Annotated in this window: 14 protein-coding genes and 2 pseudogenes; 11 read left to right on the forward strand and 5 right to left on the reverse strand. The window is 72.1% G+C overall.

Annotation, left to right across the window (positions count from 1 at the left end):
- Positions 1-53: 53 nt before the first annotated feature.
- Both ACFY7H_RS25250 and ACFY7H_RS25255 read right to left on the reverse strand, forming a co-directional pair.
- On the reverse strand, positions 54-1,301 hold the full coding sequence (locus ACFY7H_RS25250; RefSeq protein WP_388941931.1) for a spermidine/putrescine ABC transporter substrate-binding protein: 1,248 nt from the start codon (positions 1,299-1,301) through the stop codon (positions 54-56).
- A 33-nt stretch (positions 1,302-1,334) separates the two neighbouring features.
- The gene (locus ACFY7H_RS25255) at positions 1,335-2,879 is read right to left on the reverse strand and encodes a gamma-aminobutyraldehyde dehydrogenase (RefSeq protein WP_388941934.1); all 1,545 of its coding nucleotides are present in this window, start codon (positions 2,877-2,879) and stop codon (positions 1,335-1,337) included.
- A 180-nt stretch (positions 2,880-3,059) separates the two neighbouring features.
- Between ACFY7H_RS25255 and ACFY7H_RS25260 the strand changes: the two genes are divergently transcribed.
- Together ACFY7H_RS25260 and ACFY7H_RS25265 are read left to right on the forward strand one after the other, a co-directional pair.
- Positions 3,060-3,614: an NADAR family protein gene (locus ACFY7H_RS25260; protein ID WP_388941937.1), complete on the forward strand. Its 555-nt coding sequence runs from the start codon at positions 3,060-3,062 to the stop codon at positions 3,612-3,614.
- Positions 3,611-4,021 (forward strand): NUDIX domain-containing protein, encoded by a 411-nt coding sequence (locus ACFY7H_RS25265; protein WP_388941939.1) that lies wholly within the window; start codon positions 3,611-3,613, stop codon positions 4,019-4,021. The genes ACFY7H_RS25260 and ACFY7H_RS25265 overlap by 4 nt, the downstream gene beginning before the upstream one ends.
- A gap of 49 nt (positions 4,022-4,070) precedes the next feature.
- On the opposite strand, the gene ACFY7H_RS25270 is transcribed toward ACFY7H_RS25265, so the two are convergent.
- Positions 4,071-4,784, reverse strand: coding sequence for a DUF4190 domain-containing protein (locus tag ACFY7H_RS25270; RefSeq protein WP_388941942.1), 714 nt, complete (start codon positions 4,782-4,784; stop codon positions 4,071-4,073).
- Between the two features lie 109 nt (positions 4,785-4,893).
- Between ACFY7H_RS25270 and ACFY7H_RS25275 the strand changes: the two genes are divergently transcribed.
- The 5 genes and pseudogenes from ACFY7H_RS25275 to ACFY7H_RS25295 all read left to right on the forward strand — a co-directional run bounded on the left by ACFY7H_RS25275 (position 4,894) and on the right by ACFY7H_RS25295 (position 9,913).
- Positions 4,894-5,919 carry an adenosine deaminase gene (locus ACFY7H_RS25275; protein WP_388941945.1) on the forward strand — a complete coding sequence of 342 codons (1,026 nt, stop codon included), beginning with the start codon at positions 4,894-4,896 and terminating at the stop codon, positions 5,917-5,919.
- A gap of 27 nt (positions 5,920-5,946) precedes the next feature.
- Positions 5,947-6,651, forward strand: a complete 705-nt coding sequence (locus ACFY7H_RS25280) for a glycerophosphodiester phosphodiesterase (protein WP_388941948.1) — start codon at positions 5,947-5,949, stop codon at positions 6,649-6,651.
- A gap of 20 nt (positions 6,652-6,671) precedes the next feature.
- Positions 6,672-7,829: pseudogene (locus ACFY7H_RS25285) on the forward strand (sensor histidine kinase); the annotation flags it as partial.
- Between the two features lie 16 nt (positions 7,830-7,845).
- Positions 7,846-8,580: a response regulator gene (locus ACFY7H_RS25290; protein WP_388942155.1), complete on the forward strand. Its 735-nt coding sequence runs from the start codon at positions 7,846-7,848 to the stop codon at positions 8,578-8,580.
- A gap of 121 nt (positions 8,581-8,701) precedes the next feature.
- Positions 8,702-9,913 carry a serine hydrolase domain-containing protein gene (locus ACFY7H_RS25295; protein ID WP_388941951.1) on the forward strand — a complete coding sequence of 404 codons (1,212 nt, stop codon included), beginning with the start codon at positions 8,702-8,704 and terminating at the stop codon, positions 9,911-9,913.
- 211 nt (positions 9,914-10,124) lie between these two features.
- Here the strand turns inward: ACFY7H_RS25295 and ACFY7H_RS25300 are convergent.
- Together ACFY7H_RS25300 and ACFY7H_RS25305 are read right to left on the reverse strand one after the other, a co-directional pair.
- A pseudogene (locus ACFY7H_RS25300) lies at positions 10,125-10,498 on the reverse strand (spermidine/putrescine ABC transporter substrate-binding protein); the annotation flags it as partial.
- A 112-nt stretch (positions 10,499-10,610) separates the two neighbouring features.
- Positions 10,611-12,050, reverse strand: a complete 1,440-nt coding sequence (locus ACFY7H_RS25305) for a gamma-aminobutyraldehyde dehydrogenase (protein ID WP_388941954.1) — start codon at positions 12,048-12,050, stop codon at positions 10,611-10,613.
- Between the two features lie 170 nt (positions 12,051-12,220).
- On the opposite strand from ACFY7H_RS25305, the gene ACFY7H_RS25310 reads away from it, so the two are divergent.
- From ACFY7H_RS25310 to ACFY7H_RS25325, 4 genes are all read left to right on the forward strand, one after another.
- The gene (locus ACFY7H_RS25310) at positions 12,221-12,724 is read left to right on the forward strand and encodes an Lrp/AsnC family transcriptional regulator (RefSeq protein WP_007266859.1); all 504 of its coding nucleotides are present in this window, start codon (positions 12,221-12,223) and stop codon (positions 12,722-12,724) included.
- A gap of 3 nt (positions 12,725-12,727) precedes the next feature.
- A complete protein-coding gene (locus ACFY7H_RS25315; RefSeq protein WP_388941956.1) occupies positions 12,728-14,089 on the forward strand; it encodes an aspartate aminotransferase family protein in 1,362 nt (453 codons plus the stop codon).
- A 173-nt stretch (positions 14,090-14,262) separates the two neighbouring features.
- On the forward strand, positions 14,263-15,024 hold the full coding sequence (locus ACFY7H_RS25320; protein WP_388941959.1) for an ABC transporter ATP-binding protein: 762 nt from the start codon (positions 14,263-14,265) through the stop codon (positions 15,022-15,024).
- A complete protein-coding gene (locus tag ACFY7H_RS25325) occupies positions 15,006-16,088 on the forward strand; it encodes a hypothetical protein (protein WP_388941962.1) in 1,083 nt (360 codons plus the stop codon). Before ACFY7H_RS25320 ends, ACFY7H_RS25325 begins: the two co-directional genes overlap by 19 nt.
- Positions 16,089-16,113 lie beyond the last annotated feature (25 nt).

Consider the following 16,113-nt stretch of genomic DNA (forward strand, 5'->3'; position numbering starts at 1 on the left):
CGGGGGAAGGGGACGGACGGGGCGCGGGTGGGGGTGCCGGTGCGTGGGCCCGGTCAGGCGCCGATGAGCTTGGCGAACTTCTCCTCGTACGCCGTCTCTTCCTCGCTGGTGAGGGAGCGGAAGGCGTGGGCCTTGGCTGCCATCTCCTTGTCCGGCACGATCAGCGGGTTGTCCGCGAGCGCCGGGTCGATCTTGGCGAGCTCTTCCCTGACGCCGTCGACGGGGCAGACGTAGCTGATGAACGCCGCCAGCCGGGCCGCGACCTCGGGCTGGTAGTAGTAGTCGATGAGCTTCTCGGCGTTGGCCTTGTGCCGGGCCTTGACGGGGACCAGCAGGTTGTCGCTGGAGGTGATGTATCCGGCGGCGGGGATCGCGTACTTGATGTCCGGGTTGCCGGCCTGGAGCTGGATGACGTCGCCCGCCCAGGCGAGACAGGCCGCCAGGTCGCCCTTGTCGAGGTCGGCGGTGTAGTCGTTGCCGGTGAAGCGGCGGATCTGCTGGGTGTCCACGCCCTTCTGGAGGCGGCCGATCGCCGTGTCGAAGTCCGCGGTGGTGAAGTTCGCCGGGTTCTTGCCCTGGTCGAGGAGGGTCATGCCGACGCTGTCGCGCATCTCGGTGAGGAAGCCCACTCGGCCCTTGAGCGAGGGGTCGTCGAGGAGCTGGGTGACGGAGTCGACCTTCTTGCCGTCGGTGGCCTTGGAGTTGTAGGCGATGACGGTGTCGATACCGGTCCAGGGGTAGCTGTGGGCGCGGCCCGGGTCCCAGTCGGGGTTGCGGAACTGCGGGATCAGGTTGGCGTAGGCGTGCGGGAGGTGGGAGGGGTCCAGCTTCTGCGCCCAGCCGAGGCGGATGATGCGGGCGGCGAGCCAGTCGGTGACGACGATCAGGTCCCGGCCGGTGTCCTGGCCGGCCGCGAGCTGCGGGCGGATTTTGCCGAAGAACTCGACGTTGTCGTTGATGTCCTCGGTGTACTTGACCTGGATCCCGGTCCGCTTGGTGAACTCTTCCAGCGTGGGACGGGTCTTCTCGTCGTCGCCGGTGTCCATGTACTCGGTCCAGTTGGAGAAGACGATCTCCTTCTCCTTGTCCGAGTGGTCGTCGGACGCCACGGCGCCGCCCTCCCGCTTGGCGGGCGGGATGCCGCAGGCGGTGAGGGCCGAGAGGCCGCCCAGGGTGAGCGCCCCGACACCGGAGGCGCGCAGCAGCGAGCGGCGGGTGAGGGCGCCCCGTCCGCTGCTGAGGCTGCGCCGCATCGCGGCGGTCTGCGCCGCCGAGAGGCGGTCGGGCTCGAACTGCTCCATACGCGTTGCCCTTTCGGGAGGAATGGCCACTGGTCAGACGGCCGGCTTCTGTCGGTCCCCGAAGATCGTGCGGTGCCAATCCTTCGCGGCCACCGCAGTATTGTCGAACATCACATGCTTGACCTGCGTGTACTCCTCGAACGAGTAGGCGCTCATGTCCTTTCCGAAGCCGCTCGCCTTGTAGCCGCCGTGCGGCATCTCGCTGATGATCGGAATGTGGTCGTTGACCCAGACGCAGCCCGCCTTGAGCTCGCGGGTGGCGCGGCCCGCCCGGTAGAGGTCGCGGGTCCAGGCGGAGGCCGCGAGACCGTACGGGGTGTCGTTGGCCAGGGCCAGGCCCTCGTCGTCGGTGTCGAAGGGCAGGACCACCAGGACCGGGCCGAAGATCTCGGACTGGACGGCCTCGCTGTCCTGCGCGGCGTCGCGGATGAGGGTCGGCCGGTAGTACGCGCCCGCGGCGAGGCTGGTCCCCCCTTCCCCGGTCCGCGGGATCTCGCCGCCGGTGACGACGGTGGCGTAGGAGCGGGCGCGCTCGACGAACGCGGCGACCCGGTCGCGCTGGGCGTGCGAGACGAGCGGGCCGAGGTCGGTGGCCGGGTCGAAGGGGTCGCCGAGGCGGACGGTCTCCATCAGCTCGGCGACACGCGCCGTGAAGGCGTCGTGGAGGGGGCGCTGCACGTAGGCGCGGGTGGCGGCGGTGCAGTCCTGGCCCGTGTTGATGAGCGAGGCGGCGACCGCGCCCTGGGCGGCGGCCTCCAGGTCGGCGTCGTCGAAGACGACGAAGGGCGCCTTGCCGCCGAGCTCCAGGTGTAGCCGCTTGACGGTGGCGGTCGCGATCTCGGCGACCCTCCTGCCGACCGCGGTGGAGCCGGTGAAGGAGGTCATCACCACGTCGGGGTGGCCGACGAGGTGCTCGCCGGCGTCGCGCCCGGCGCCGGTGACGATGTTGACCACGCCGTCGGGGATCCCCGCCTCCTTGGCCGCCTGGGCGAACATCAGGGAGGTCAGCGGGGTGAGCTCGGCGGGCTTGAGGACGATCGTGTTGCCCGCGGCAATGGCCGGGAGGATCTTCCAGGCCGCCATCTGGAGGGGGTAGTTCCAGGGGGCGATGGAGCCGACGACCCCGATGGCCTCCCGGCGCACGTAGGAGGTGTGGTCCGCCGAGTACTCGCCGGCCGCCTGGCCCTGGAGGTGGCGGGCCGCGCCGGCGAAGAAGGCGGTGTTGTCGATGGTCCCCGGCACGTCGAACTCCGTCGACAGCCTGAGCGGCTTGCCGCACTGGAGGGACTCGGCGTACGCGAAGTCCTCCGCCTGCTCCGCCAGTACGCCGGCCAGCCGGTGCAGGGCGTCCGAGCGCTCACCCGGAGTGGCGGCCGACCACGCCGGGAAGGCCCGCTTGGCGGCGGCCACCGCCTCGTCCACGTCCGCCGGGCCGGCCAGCACGTACGTGAGCACCTCCTCGCCGGTGGCGGGGTCGACCACGGTGTGCGACCGCCCCGAGGTGCCGGAGCGAAGCCGTCCGTCGATGTACTGCGCGCCGTCTGCGAAGCGGTCCTTGACCTGGAAGCGGTTACCCATCGCTCTCACGCTCTCCGTAGCTACAGCTCGAATTGAGTGCCGATCCTGGCAGAGGCGATCCCCCGCGCCAAGGGATTCCGTTGTTGCCTTTTGATCACGCGACGGAATCGGTCGACCAAATGTCGAGGCATCCCCGAAATCCCGTACGGAGTGTCCGTGGTCACTGCGACACTCGCGTGCATGGACATGTTGGACACGCTGATCGAGCAGGTCAGCCGGGGTCAGCGGGTGAAGTACCTGCCGTTCTGGGGGCACCGGCCGCGGCCCGACGGGAGGCTGGGGCCGAGCTGCCTGAGCCAGTGGTGGCCGTCTCCCTTCACGGTGGGTGACGTCCGCTACGCCACGGCCGAGCACTGGATGATGGCCGGGAAGGCGCGCCTGTTCGCAGACGCGGAAGCCGAGCGCGCCGCGCTGGAGGCCGGCAGTCCGGCGGCGGCGAAGAAGGCCGGACGGCTGGTGCGCCGGTTCGACGAGACGGTCTGGGAGCGGGAGCGGTTCGCGCTGGTCGTGGAGGGCAGCGTGCACAAGTTCGGCTCCGACCCGGCGCTGCGCTCCTACCTGCTGGGCACGGGGACGCGAGTGCTGGTCGAGGCGAGCCCCCTGGACCGGGTCTGGGGCATCGGGCTCGCCGCCGATGACGAGCGGGCGCTCCAGCCCGCCCGCTGGCGCGGCCTGAACCTGCTGGGCTTCGCCCTGATGGAGGCCCGGGAGCGACTGCGCGCGGAGGGGGCGTGACGCGGCGGCGTGTGGCGGCCGTCATCGTGCGCGACGGCCTCCTGCTGATGGTGCGCGAGCGGCATCGGGGGGCGTCCGGGCTCCATGACGGGGCGGAGTACTGGACGCTGCCCGGGGGCGGAGTGGAGCCCGGGGAGGAGATGGAGGCGGCGGTCCGGCGGGAGGTGGCCGAGGAGACGGGGCTGCGCCCCCTGGAGGTGCGGTACGCCTTCGAGGCGCCGTACCCGTCGGGGTGGACCACCTGCTTCCGGGTGGAGGTGGCGCCCGGGGATCCGGTCCTGGGGGTCGACGGGGACCTGGAGTGCCCGTGCCCCCGGATGGTGGGGCTGTCCTGGGTCCCGCTGACCCGCGCCGCCCCGGACGGGCCGTACATGGTGCCGACGCTGCTGTCGGCCGCCCCGCTCTGACCCGGAGGGGCGCAGCCGGGCGGCCCAGGGGCCGGAGTGCGGCTGCCGCTCAGACCCGTTCGCGGGACGTGTCGATCTGGGACACGGAGGAGGGGGAGTCGCTGCCGCCGTCGTAGTCCTCGAGTTCGGGAACGAGGAAGACGAGCAGCGTCATGCCTATGCCGAGCACGACCCCGACCGCGCCGAGGATGATGCCGGCCAGGGCCACACCGCCGTTGGTGGCTTCGCCGCGGGCGGCCTTGCCCCGGCCCAGCGCCCCGAAGACGATCGCCGCGATACCGAGGGCGATCGGGCCGACCATGGTGGCGCAGACGAACACCGACAGGATGCCGAGCACGAGGGCGGTGATCCCGAAGCCGTTGCTCGCGGGTGGCACGGCGTACGGGTACGGGTATCCCGGCCCGCCCGGATATCCGGGGTACCCCGGGTGACCGGGCTGGCCCGGGTAGCCGGGATAGCCCGGCGGTACGGGCGGGCCCGGGTAGGCGTACGCGCCGCCGGCCGGCTGCGCCGGGTACCCGTACGCGGACCCGGGGGCCGGCGGCCGCGGGTACGGAGCGGCGGCCGGCGGGACCGGCTGGGGCGGCGGATACCCGGAGGGGTCGGGCGCCGGGCTCGCGCCGGGCATGCCCGCCACCGTCGGCTGATCGTGCACCGGCGGCACCGGCGGGGCCGGCTGCGCCCCCGGCTGCTTCTCCGGGCCGGCCGCCGGCCGCTCGGGCGGCGCCCACGGGTCCCTCGGTTCAGGGCTGTGGTCGGTCATACGGCGCCCCCCTCTCTCGTACGGCCATGCTAAGCGCTGCCGCCGACACCGCCGGGGCCTGCCTACGATGAGGCCGAACCGCCCGACCCGTGTCCTCCCGGAGGCCCCCATGCCCGACCTGCACCCCTTCATCGCGGGGCTGCCCAAGGCCGAACTCCACGTCCACCACGTCGGCTCGGCGTCCCCGCGCATCGTGGCCGAACTCGCCTCCCGCCACCCCGACTCGAAGGTCCCCACCGACCCCGAGGCGCTGGCCGACTACTTCACCTTCACCGACTTCGCCCACTTCATCGAGGTCTACCTGTCGGTCGTCGACCTGGTCCGCACCCCGGACGACGTCCGCACCCTCACCTTCGAAGTGGCCCGTGACATGGCCCGGCAGAACATCCGCTACGCCGAACTCACCATCACCCCCTACTCCTCCACCCGCCGCGGCATCGACGAGCACGCCTTCATGGAGGCCATCGAGGACGCCCGCAAGGCGGCCGAGACCGAGCTCGGCGTCATCCTGCGCTGGTGCTTCGACATCCCCGGGGAGGCCGGCCCCGAGGCCGCCGCCGAGACCGCCCGCCTCGCGGTCGACCTGCGCCCCGAGGGCCTGGTCTCCTTCGGCCTGGGCGGCCCCGAGATCGGCGTCCCGCGCCCCCAGTTCAAGCCGTACTTCGACGCGGCCCGCGCCGCCGGGCTGCACAGCGTCCCGCACGCGGGCGAGAGCACCGGGCCGGAAACCATCTGGGACGCCATCCGCGTGCTGGGCGCCGAGCGCATCGGCCACGGCACCACCGCCCCGCAGGACCCGGAACTGCTGAAGTACCTGGCGGACAACCGGATCGCGGTGGAGGTCTGCCCGACCTCCAACATCGCCACCCGCGTGGTGACCGACCTCGACCGGCACCCCGTCAAGGAGATGGTGGCGGCGGGAGTGCTCGTCACCATCAACAGCGACGACCCGCCGATGTTCGGCACCGACCTCAACAACGAGTACGCGGTGGCCGCCCGCCTCCTCGGCCTCGACGAGCGCGGCCTCGCGCAGCTCGCCAAGAACGCCGTCGAGGCCTCCTTCCTGGACCCGGCCGGCAAGGCGGAGCTCGTCGCGGAGATCGACGCGTACACCGCCGAATGGCTCGCCCGCTGAGCCCACTTGATCCCCGCGCCCCCGAGAATGGGACGCATGAGCAACCTGACTGCCGTCGGTCACCGCGGCGATCCCTACCGGTTCCGTGAGAACACCCTCGCCTCCGTCCGCTCCGCCTTCGCCCGGGGGGCGGACGCGGTGGAGGTCGACGTGCGGCTGACCCGCGACGGCGTGCCGGTCCTGCTCCACGACGAGACGCTGGAGCGGCTGTGGGGGCACGACGTGCGGCTCGACGCCGTCACGGCGGCCCAGTTGAAGGAGCTCACGGACGGCCGGGTCCCGACGCTGCGCCAGGCACTGACGGAGGCCGGGGCCGAGGACGGACGGCTGATGATCGACCTGCCGGGTGCCTCGTACGAGACGGTGAAGACCGTCGTCGGCCTGGTGCGCGAGTGCGGGGCGCGCGACCGTACGTACTACTGCGCCGGGCCGAACACCATGCTGGCGGTCCGCGCCGCGGACCCGGGCGCGGAGATCGCGCTGACCTGGACCACCCTGTCGCCGCCGCGCCGCGTGCTGATCGACGCCGTGGCACCGCGGTGGCTCAACTACCGCTTCGGCCTGGTCAGCCGGGAGCTGACGCAGGCCCTGCACCGGGACGGGCTGCTGGTGTCGGCCTGGACGGCCGACACCAAGCGGTCGATGCGCCGCCTGCTGCGGGCCGGGGTGGACTCCGTCACCACGAACCGGGTGGACGCGCTGGCCGCCGTACGGGCCGAGCTCGGCCGGTGACCCGCCCGCCGGGCGGAGGGCTGCGCGGGCGGGTGCTGCGGGCAGACCCGCGCCGGCAGGACCTGGGGCTGGCGCTGCTGGTGCAGGTGGCGACGACCATCCCGTTCGTGGTGCCCCGCGACCCGCAGCATCCGCCGGCCACCTGGACCGCGTACCTGGTGACGACGCTGGGCACGCTGCCGCTGGTGTGGCGGCGGCGGGCTCCGGTGACGGCGGTGTTCGGGGTGATCGCGGCGGGCTCCGTCTACCAGCTGGGCCTGGACGGTCCCGGGCAGCCGCTGCCGTACGCCGGGCTGATCTGCGTCTACACGATCGCGCTGCTCAGCCCGGCGCGGGTGCGGCTCGTCATGGGCGGGCTCCTGACGGTGGTGATCGCCGTCTCCGTGGCGCTCAACACCGGGTCGGCGCGGGAGCTGCTGTTCTCACTGTTCGTCTTCGCGGCGGCCTTCGCACTGGGGCGGCTCCAGGCCACCCGGCAGGCCTACACCGCGGCCGTGGAGGACCGGGCGGCGCAGCTGGAGCGGGCGAACCGGGTCGAGGCCGAGCAGGCGGCGGCCCGCGAACGGGCCCGAATAGCCAGGGAGATGCACGACATCCTCTCGCACGCGGTCAGCATCATGATCGTGCAGGCGGAGGCCGGGCCGGTGGCGGTGCGCGCGGCCCCGGCCCGGGCGGAGGCCGCGTTCGAGGCCATCGCCGAGACGGGGCGGGACGCGATGGCGCAGCTGCGGACGATGCTGGGGGTGCTGCGGGCGGAGGAGCCGGCGGCGGCCCCGCGTGCGCCGCAGCCGGGTATCGGGGAGCTGCCGGTGCTCCTGGACCGGGTACGGGCCGGCGGGCTCACGGTGTCGTACGGACGGACGGGTGCGGTGCGCGACCTGCCGGCGGCACTGGAGGCGACGGTGCACCGGGTGGTGCAGGAGGCGCTGACGAACGTGGTGAAGCACGCGGGGGCCTCGCTGGTGGAGGTACGCCTGGAGTACGGGGTGGACGCGCTGACGGTGACGGTCACGGACGACGGCCGGGGCCCGGCGCCCACCGCGGGCGGAGGGCACGGGCACGGGCTGATCGGGCTCCGTGAGCGGGCGGCGGCGCACGGCGGGACGGCGCGGACCGGCCCGGGGGCGGGCGGGAGGGGCTTCACGGTGCGGGTGACCCTGCCGGCCTCGGTAGCCTCGCCGCTGGATGTGGGAATTGACGATCCGTGTGGTGGTGGCCGACGACCAGGAACTGGTGCGCAGCGGCTTCGCGATGATCCTGGACGCCCAGGAGGACATCGAGGTCGTGGCGGAGGCCGGCGACGGGGCGGCGGCGGTGGCGGCCGTGGAACGGCTCGCGCCGGACGTGGCGCTGCTGGACGTCCGGATGCCGGTGCTGGACGGGATCGAGGCCTGCCGGGCGATCTCGGCGGGCAGTGCGTGCCGGGTGGTGATGCTGACGACCTTCGACTCGGACGAGTACGTGTACGAGGCGCTGCACGCGGGGGCGAGCGGCTTCCTGCTGAAGGACGTGCGGCGGGACGACCTGGTGCACGCGGTACGCGTGGTCGCGGCGGGCGAGTCGCTGCTGGCGCCCTCGGTGGCGCGGAGGGTGATCGAGGAGTACACGGCGGCGACGGCCCGGCCGTCCGTTCCCGCGCTCGCCGCGGAGCGGCTGGAGGTGCTGACCGCGCGGGAGCGGGAGACGCTGCTGCACCTGGGACGGGGGCTGTCGAACGCGGAGATCGCGGCGGCGTTGGTGGTGAGCGAGCACACGGTGAAGTCGCACGTGGGGAACGTGCTGGCGAAGCTGGGGGTGCGGGACCGGATCCAGGCGGTGATCTGCGCGTACGAGACGGGGCTGATCGCGGCGGGCGCCGGGTTCTCTCCCTCGGGGGTTTCTCCCTCCGGCGAGGGAGGGCGCGGCGTGTCGGATCCCTCGAGCCGGTGAGTTGTCGTACCGCTGAAGACCCCCTCTCGTTGGTGATCCGCGACTGCTCCCGTGACCCGCAGCATTGAGGTCATCGGGGCAGTCGGCCCCGCGGAACGGACCGCACACAGGGGGAACCGTCATGCAGGCACGTACGCGCACGCTGATCGCCGCCGCTCTGGTCTTGGGAGCCGCCGCCGGACCGGTGGCCGCCGCGCAGGCCGCTCCGGCGCCGGCGCCCGTCTCGGCGGGCGTCGCCCCGCCCTCCTTCACCACGCCGCCGGACGCGGCGGCCCTGGAGAAGGCGATCGCGGGTGTCGGGGCGCGGAACGAGGACGCGACGGCGGCTCTGGTCCGGGTGGGCGGTACGAGCGGCGGCTGGCGCGGCAGCTCGGGCGTCGCCGACGTCCGCAGCGGGCGCGCCGCGATCGAGAACGCCCGCTTCCGGGCCGGATCGGTGACGAAGACCTTCACGGCGGCGGTGGTGCTCCAGCTCGCCGCGGAAGGCCGGGTGGACCTCGACCGGCCGGTGCAGGAGTTCCTCCCCGGGCTGCTGCCGGGTGGCCCGGGCGGCTTCAAGCCGGTCAAGGTGCGGGAACTGCTGGACTACACGAGCGGCCTGCGGTCCGCCGACGGCCCCGGAGACTCCTTCGAGGACGAGTACGCGCACCGGTTCGACGTGGTCGACCCGCGGGCGCTGATCGCCAACGCGGTGGCCAAGGGCCCCGAGTACGACCCGGGCAAGAAGCAGCGCTACAGCAACATCCACTACACGGTGCTGGGCGTGCTGATCGAGAGGCTGACGGGGACGACGTACGAGCAGGCCGTGTCCGACCGGATCACCAAACCGCTGGGCCTGCGCCACACCTCGTTCCCGTCCCGTACCCAGAACCGCATACCCGGCGCGCACAACCACGGCTACCAGGCGGTGGAGGGGGCCGACCGGAGCCGCTCGCTGGTGGACGTATCGGAGTGGAACTCCTCCTCCAACTGGGCCGCCGGGGACCTGATATCGACCACGGCGGACCTGGAGCGCTTCACGGTGGCGCTGTTCGGCGGCAAGGTCGTCCCGAAGGCGCAGCTCGAGGAGATGTTCACGGTGCCCGACGTGCCGGACGCCGCGAGCGAGACCGGGGCGCACGCCGTGCAGACGGCCGGCATGAAGGAGTTCCTCCTGGCGGACGGCACGAAGGTCTACGGCAAGACGGGGGCGCGCCACGGCTACAGCACGGTCATCGGCGGCACCCGCGACCTGTCCCGCACCCTCGTCTACTCGGTGAACTCCACCGACGCCAAGGGACCGGACATGAACCGGGTGACCTACGGCATCGTCGGAGCGGCGTTCGCCAAGTAGCCGGTGCAGCCGAGTCGGTGCCGCCCGAGTCGGTGCCGCACTCTCCCCGGGGGCGTGTCCGGCCGGACCGTCGTCACAGTCCGACGATCGCGTTCCGGCATCTGGCGAAGGAGGGGTGTTCGGCGGAGGAGATGTCCCGGGTGACGGCGTGGTGCGCGCATCGCCTCGTCGGGGAAGATCAGCGGGTTCTCGGCCAGTCGGGCGGTCTATGGACGAAGCGGGCGGCCATCCAGTCGCTGACCACGACCAGGTCGTGGCCGGTCGCCTGGTGGTTCCTCATGGCCGGGCCGACCTTGCCGAAGAACTCGTCGTTGTCGTTGACCTCCTCGGTGTAGCGGACCGCGATGCCGGTCCTGCGGGTGAAGGCTTCCAGCGTCGGACGGCTCTCCTCGTCCTGGTCGCCGGTGTCGATGTAGAGCGGCCAGTTGGAGAAGGCGAGGGCGCGGTCGCGGTCCGAGAGGTCCCGTTCCCCGCGCCGGTCCTCCGGGACGTACGCGGCGGGCACACCGCAGCCGGCCAGGGCGGCGAGCAGACCACGGCACCGAGGCCGCGCGGCGCCGCGCGGCGGGAGACGAGTTCAGGCATGGCCTCGCCCTCGGACAGCACGAAGGGGCGGGCAACAGACAAGATGTCCACTGCCCGCCCCGTCGGGGTCCTGCGGTGATCAGTGCGCCGCCGCCGGTGCGACGGCCGCGGATCAGGCGTCGAGCGAGGTCATCACGTGCTTGATGCGGGTGTAGTCCTCGAAGCCGTAGGCGGAGAGGTCCTTGCCGTAGCCGGACTTCTTGAAGCCGCCGTGCGGCATCTCGGCGACGAGCGGGATGTGGGTGTTGATCCACACGCAGCCGAAGTCGAGGTTCTTGGACATGCGCATGGCGCGCGCGTGGTCCTTGGTCCAGACGGAGGACGCGAGGGCGAACTCGACGCCGTTCGCGTACTCGAGGGCCTGGGCCTCGTCGGTGAAGGACTGGACCGTGATGACGGGGCCGAAGACCTCGTTCTGGATGATCTCGTCGTCCTGCTTGAGGCCGGAGACGACGGTCGGGGCGTAGAAGTAGCCCTTCTCGCCGACCCGGTGGCCGCCCGCCTCGACCTTGGCGTGGGCGGGGAGGCGCTCGATGAAGCCCGCGACCTGCTTGAGCTGGTTCGGGTTGTTCAGCGGGCCGTACAGCACGTCCTCGTCGTCCGGCTGGCCGGTCTTGGTGTCGGCGGCGGCCTTGGCGAGCGCGGAGACGAACTCGTCGTGGACGGACTCGTGGACGAGCACGCGGGTGGCGGCCGTGCAGTCCTGGCCGGCGTTGAAGTAGCCGGCGACCGCGATGTCCTCGACGGCCTTGGCCAGGTCGGCGTCCTCGAACACCACGACCGGGGCCTTGCCGCCGAGCTCCAGGTGGACGCGCTTGACGTCCTTGGAGGCGCTCTCGGCGACCTGCATGCCGGCGCGCACCGAGCCGGTGATGGAGGCCATCGCCGGGGTGGAGTGCTCGACCATGGCCTTGCCGGTGTCACGGTCGCCGCAGACGACGTTGAAGACGCCCTTGGGCAGGATCGAGTCGATGATCTCGGCCATCAGCACGGTCGAGGCCGGGGTGGTGTCCGAGGGCTTGAGGACGACGGTGTTGCCCGCGGCGATCGCCGGGGCGAACTTCCACACGGCCATCATCATCGGGTAGTTCCACGGCGCCACCTGGGCGCAGACACCGACCGGCTCACGGCGGATGATCGAGGTCATCCCCTCCATGTACTCGCCGGCCGAGCGGCCCTCGAGCAGGCGCGCGGCGCCCGCGAAGAAGCGGATCTGGTCCACCATCGGGGGCAGTTCCTCGCTGGCCGTCAGGGCCAGGGGCTTGCCGGTGTTCTGCGACTCGGCGGCGACCAGCTCGTCGGCGCGCGCCTCGAAGGCGTCCGCGATCTTCAGCAGCGCCTTCTGGCGCTCCGACGGCGTGGTGTCGCGCCAGCCCGGGAAGGCGGCCGCGGCGGCCGCCATGGCGGCGTCGACGTCGGCCTGGCCCGACAGCGGGGCGGTGGCGTACACCTCGCCGGTCGCGGGGTTGACCACGTCGGTGGTCCGCCCGTCAGCGGCGTCCTTGAACTCCCCGCCGATGTAGTTGCGCAGACGACGCAGTTCGGTGGTCACTACAGCCACTCTCCTGATCACATGTCCAACGAATGAGACGACCTGCCAAGCGTAGCCCCTCCGTCGACGCTTTCGACAGAGCCAGACGCCACCACCTACGAAATCCGTGTAATCGAAGACCCACCACAACGGATTTCATCGATTACGGGTTGCGGAACAGACGACTCCTCGTGCACAGTGAGGTCGTGGTCAGTCGAAGCGCAGATTCCAGGAACAGACAACCGTCCCCTTCGGTCGATGCTGTGTCCCTGGCGATCATCGAGCAACTGCAGGAGGACGGCCGCCGTCCCTATGCATCGATCGGCAAGGCCGTGGGCCTGTCCGAAGCGGCGGTGCGCCAGCGCGTGCAGAAGCTGCTCGACCAGGGCGTCATGCAGATCGTCGCCGTGACGGACCCGCTCACCGTGGGCCTGCGGCGTCAGGCAATGGTCGGCATCAACGTCGAGGGAGACCTCGACCCGGTGGCCGACGCCCTGACCGCCATGGCCGAGTGCGAGTACGTCGTGATGACCGCGGGGTCGTTCGACCTGATGGTGGAAATCGTCTGCGAGGACGACGACCACCTGCTCGAAACGATCAACAAGAAGATCCGCACGCTCCCCGGCGTGCGATCAACCGAAAGCTTCGTTTACCTGAAGCTGAAGAAGCAGACCTACATGTGGGGAACTCGATAGCCCGTGAGCCAGGACCTCTCCAAAACCGCGTACGACCACCTGTGGATGCACTTCACCCGCATGTCGTCGTACGAGAACGCGCCCGTCCCCACCATCGTGCGGGGTGAGGGCACCTACATCTTCGACGACAAGGGCAAGCGCTACCTGGACGGTCTCGCCGGACTGTTCGTGGTCAACGCCGGTCACGGCCGCAAGGAGCTGGCCGAGGTCGCCTACAAGCAGGCGCAGGAGCTCGCGTTCTTCCCCGTGTGGTCGTACGCGCACCCCAAGGCCGTCGAGCTCGCCGAGCGCCTGGCCGACTATGCCCCGGGCGACCTGAACAAGGTCTTCTTCACCACTGGTGGAGGCGAGGCCGTCGAGACCGCCTGGAAGCTCGCCAAGCAGTACTTCAAGCTGAAGGGCAAGCACACCAAGTACAAGGTCATCTCGCGTGCGGTCGCCTACCACGGCACCCCGCAGGGCGCCCTGTCCATCACCGGCCTGCCGGCACTGAAGGCCCCCTTCGAGCCGCTGGTCCCCGGCGCGCACAAGGTGCCCAACACCAACATCTACCGCGCCCCGATCCACGGCGACGACCCGGAGGCCTTCGGCCGCTGGGCCGCCGACCAGATCGAGCAGCAGATCCTCTTCGAGGGCCCCGACACCGTCGCGGCCGTCTTCCTGGAGCCCGTCCAGAACGCCGGCGGCTGCTTCCCGCCCCCGCCCGGCTACTTCCAGCGGGTGCGCGAGATCTGCGACACCTACGACGTGCTGCTCGTCTCCGACGAGACCATCTGCGCGTTCGGCCGCCTCGGCACGATGTTCGCCTGTGACAAGTTCGGCTACGTACCGGACATGATCACCTGCGCCAAGGGCATGACCTCGGGCTACTCCCCGATCGGCGCCTGCATCGTCTCGGACCGCATCGCGGAGCCCTTCTACAAGGGCGACAACACCTTCCTGCACGGCTACACCTTCGGCGGGCACCCGGTGTCCTCCGCAGTGGCCATCGCCAACCTCGACATCTTCGACAAGGAAGGCCTGAACCAGCACGTGCTGGACCAGGAGGGCAACTTCTTCGACACCCTGAAGAAGCTGCACGACCTTCCGATCGTCGGCGACGTCCGCGGCAACGGCTTCTTCTACGGCATCGAGCTCGTCAAGGACAAGGTCACCAAGGAGTCCTTCACGGACGAGGAGACCGAGCGCGTGCTCTACGGCTTCCTCTCCAAGGCGCTCTTCGACAACGGCCTGTACTGCCGCGCCGACGACCGCGGGGACCCGGTCATCCAGCTGGCCCCGCCGCTGATCGCCGACCAGGGCACCTTCGACGAGATCGAAGGCATCCTGCGCTCGGTGCTCACCGAGGCCTGGACCAAGCTCTAACCGGTCCGGAGCCGCACTGGCCCGAACACACGGCCCGGATCCTCCGTTCGAGTAGAACGCGGGGATCCGGGCCGTGTGCTGTCAGCATCCAAGACGTTCATCCCATTACATCTCCATGCGGCGCCAGTGACCGAAAGGGCTCCGCTTCGTTCCCCCGGACGGAGGTGTACGCCATGGTGGCTCCACCGGACAAGGCCCGGCACGACCATGCCCCGCCGCAGGACGACCTGCTCTGGGCCCGGTCCCTGCACTACTCCCACAGCGGTACGCCCGGCCTGATCGGTGTCTCCGCCGGAGTCCGCCAGGGCGAGATCCTCGCCGTGACCGGCCCGCGCGGCTGCGGCAAGAGCACCCTGCTGCGCTGTCTGGCCGGCCGGCTGCTGCCCGAGCAGGGCGAGGTCTGGTTCAACAGCGTCCCCGTCCACACCCTCGGCGCCGCCGCCCGCGAGCGCCTGCGCCGCGACCGGTTCGCCTGGCTCGGGCCCGAAGCACAGCTGCTGCCCGAGCTCAAGGTCTGGGAGAACGCCGCCCTGCCCCTGCTGCTCGCCGGCACCCCCCACCGCGCCGCCCGCCGTACCGCCTGCGCATGGCTGGAGCGCCTCGACCTCGACGTCTTCGCCCGCAAGCGCCCCGGCGCGCTGAACCGCGGCGAAGCCCAGCGGGTCGCCCTGGCCCGCGCCCTGATCGCCGAGCCCGCCGTCCTCTTCGCCGACGAGCCCACCGCCCCGCTGCACCGGGCCGAGCGCACGCTGCTGCTGCGCACCCTCACCACGGCCGCCCGCTCCCACGGCATCACCGTCCTGCTCGCCACCCACGACGAGGAGACCGCGGCCGCCGCCGACCGCCGTCTCGCCCTGCTCGACGGCCGCCCGGCAGGCGCCGCGGCCGCCGGCCCGACGACGGAGGACCAGGCCGCGTGCTCCCTCTCCGCCTAGTACGCGGCTCCCGCCCCCTGGTCCAGCTGCGCAGGCTGCTGGTCGCGGCCGCCTCCGCCGGCAGCGGGTTCCTCCTGCTGTACGTCCTCGCGGAGGCGACGGCCGTGCCCGCGGGATCGTTCCCCCGGCTGCTGTGGGCGCTGGTGCCGCTCGCCGCCACCGTGCAGTTCGCCGTCGCCGTCGCCCGCACCGACCCCGCGACCCGGCCCCGCGACGGGCTCGACGCCGCCGGGCTGGGCCCCGTACGGCTCACCCTCGTCGCGGCCGTCTCCACCGCCATCGCCTGCGCCCTCGGCGGCGCCCTGGCCCTGGCGGCCTTCCTCCACCTGCGGGGCGACCTCGCCGGACTGCCCTTCGACGGCGCCGCCGCCCGGCTGCTGCACGCCGACCGGCCGCTGCCGGTGGCCGCCGCACTCACCCTGCTGGCCCTGGTCCCGCTGACGGCCGCCACCGCCACCGCCCTGGCCCTGCGCCCCCGCCCGCCGCACTCCGGGCTGGCCCCGCAGACCGGCGTGCCGTGGGGGGTGGCGCTCACCGCCTGCGGGCTCGCCGCCCTGGCGTACGCCCGGCCGGCCGGAGCCGCCGTGCCGGCGGGCTGCGTACTGATCACGGTCGGGCTCGCCCTCGCCGGGCCCGGCCTGGCCTACGCCTGCGGGACCCTGGTGCAGTCACTGCGGCCGGGCCCGCTCCGGCTGCTGGCCGGGCGCGGGCTCCAGGAGGAGGCGCCCCGGCTGGGACGGCCGCTCGGAGTGCTCTGCGCCGTCGGCGCGGCCGCCCTCACCGCCCTCGCCCTGCGCGGCCAGGGCGAAACGGTCACCCCGCTCGGGCCGCTGACCGGCCCCGCCGCCGCCCTGGTGGCCCTGTGCGCGGCCGGGACCCTGCTCTTCTCGGCCGTCGAGGCCCGGCAGGCCCGCTCCGCCCAGCGGGCGGCGCTGGCCGGGCTCGGCACGCCGGGCACGGTGCTGCGTACCGCCGTGGCCCTGCGGGCGGTCGCGCTCCTCGGGGCGGCGGCGGGACTCGGCTGGGGTGTGGCGCAGCTGACGTCACTGGCGCTGACCCGCTGAGACGGCCGGCCCTTAGGGTGGGCCG

The organism is Streptomyces sp. NPDC012794 (assembly GCF_042901085.1).
Lineage (GTDB): Bacteria > Actinomycetota > Actinomycetes > Streptomycetales > Streptomycetaceae > Streptomyces.

Bases quoted from the DNA above. Each gene is read 5' to 3' on its own strand.
- ACFY7H_RS25250 (WP_388941931.1), bottom strand. From the start codon at position 1,301: ATGGAGCAGTTCGAGCCCGACCGCCTCTCGGCGGCGCAGACCGCCGCG.
- ACFY7H_RS25255 (WP_388941934.1), bottom strand. From the start codon at position 2,879: ATGGGTAACCGCTTCCAGGTCAAGGACCGCTTCGCAGACGGCGCGCAG.
- ACFY7H_RS25260 (WP_388941937.1), top strand. From the start codon at position 3,060: ATGGACATGTTGGACACGCTGATCGAGCAGGTCAGCCGGGGTCAGCGG.
- ACFY7H_RS25270 (WP_388941942.1), bottom strand. From the start codon at position 4,784: ATGACCGACCACAGCCCTGAACCGAGGGACCCGTGGGCGCCGCCCGAG.
- ACFY7H_RS25275 (WP_388941945.1), top strand. From the start codon at position 4,894: ATGCCCGACCTGCACCCCTTCATCGCGGGGCTGCCCAAGGCCGAACTC.
- ACFY7H_RS25280 (WP_388941948.1), top strand. From the start codon at position 5,947: ATGGGACGCATGAGCAACCTGACTGCCGTCGGTCACCGCGGCGATCCC.
- ACFY7H_RS25295 (WP_388941951.1), top strand. From the start codon at position 8,702: ATGCAGGCACGTACGCGCACGCTGATCGCCGCCGCTCTGGTCTTGGGA.
- ACFY7H_RS25320 (WP_388941959.1), top strand. From the start codon at position 14,263: ATGGTGGCTCCACCGGACAAGGCCCGGCACGACCATGCCCCGCCGCAG.